This is a genomic window from Paenibacillus sp. GCM10027626, from assembly GCF_042676285.1.
In the GTDB taxonomy this organism is placed as follows: domain Bacteria; phylum Bacillota; class Bacilli; order Paenibacillales; family Paenibacillaceae; genus Paenibacillus_Z.
In genome coordinates, this window is sequence record NZ_JBHTHC010000060.1 from 1 (window position 1) to 1,252 (window position 1,252).

Annotated in this window: 1 protein-coding gene; it reads right to left on the bottom strand. The window is 43.4% G+C overall.

Annotated elements, in window-relative coordinates:
* Positions 1–23: 23 nt before the first annotated feature.
* A complete protein-coding gene (locus ACFQ0N_RS38180) occupies positions 24–1,136 on the bottom strand; it encodes an IS4 family transposase (RefSeq protein ID WP_379335728.1) in 1,113 nt (370 codons plus the stop codon).
* Positions 1,137–1,252: the final 116 nt, after the last annotated feature.

Here is a 1,252-nt window from a genome sequence, read left to right on the forward strand (position 1 = left end):
CAGGCCTGTTGATTATCCAATATTTAGGGTCGCATTTTCAAGAAACTGGTAAGCAAAACTAGCCATTCCGATGGTAATTTGTCCAGCTCAAATAACCGATCAAATTCGGCAAAAGTTAACTTCGCACTAGCATGCACAGAAGCATTCCCTTTCTCAAACACGAGCTTCATTAGGACATAAACCAACAATGCAGTGTAGAGCTGTCCGTACACTGCATTTGGTGTTGTCCCGAATAGTTTGGGTACATTCAAATGCTGTTTGATCCAGCGGAAAAGCACCTCGATTTGCCACCGTTTCTTGTACATTTCTGCAATGTTTTCTGCGGAGGGCTTATGGAGATTGGTTGCCAAAATAACCGGATTGCCCTCAGGATCCTTAAGAGTTACAACACGGAAACGTTTTTTTGTACGGGTTTTCTTTACGCCAAGTTGGCAGGTAATATCTCTCTCGATTGTTCCTTTAAAAGGAGCTTTACGTTTTCTTGGCGTCGGATCATGTAAAATCGTATTGTCTCGAATTCGAATCAGAAAATATTGTTTTTTCTCGGCACTCTCGTACTTATCGAACATTTCATGCTTCCCATAAGCCCGGTCGGCTACGATAACAAAAGAAGGATCAATCACTTCTGGCGCATGGACTAAATCCGGGGAGTTCCCCGTCGATTCGGTTACGCGATGGAGGTTGCCTTGATCGATCACCAGGGCAACATGAAGCTTTACCCCGGATCGCTCCCCTTTGAGCGGTGCCCAAGGCAAGCGTCCTTTCCCTACGGTAATCTTCGTTGAATCTACAGCCAGCAGCTCTTTTGGGATGCGTAGTTTTCTTTTGGTCGCGCGATTGCATTTGCGAATCAACAGGTGCAGTAACTCCTTAAATAATTGATAAGGCACTTCTTTGGCTTTCTTAGAAATCGTTGAATGATCCGCGATCTGTAAACCACTTTTCCCCATTCGTGCTTCACCATCTCGGTAACCCTTCCACTGCTCAATCGAGGCTTGAGCCAGGAAGAGAAACAGGTCATAAACGGTAAATTTTCTGGCTTTATCTACATAACCAATTTCATTGATGAGGGGAGCTATCTCTTCTTGAGGTATAACCGATTGCAAAATTTGAGAGAACATTGTAAACTTTTTCATGAGACCGCCTCGTTTCGATTAGTTTGTGGGGACAAACATTACATCGACTGGACGGTCTTTTTTATTAGTTTTTTACCATTTATTGCATACCTTTTTTTGGCTAATCAACAGGCCTA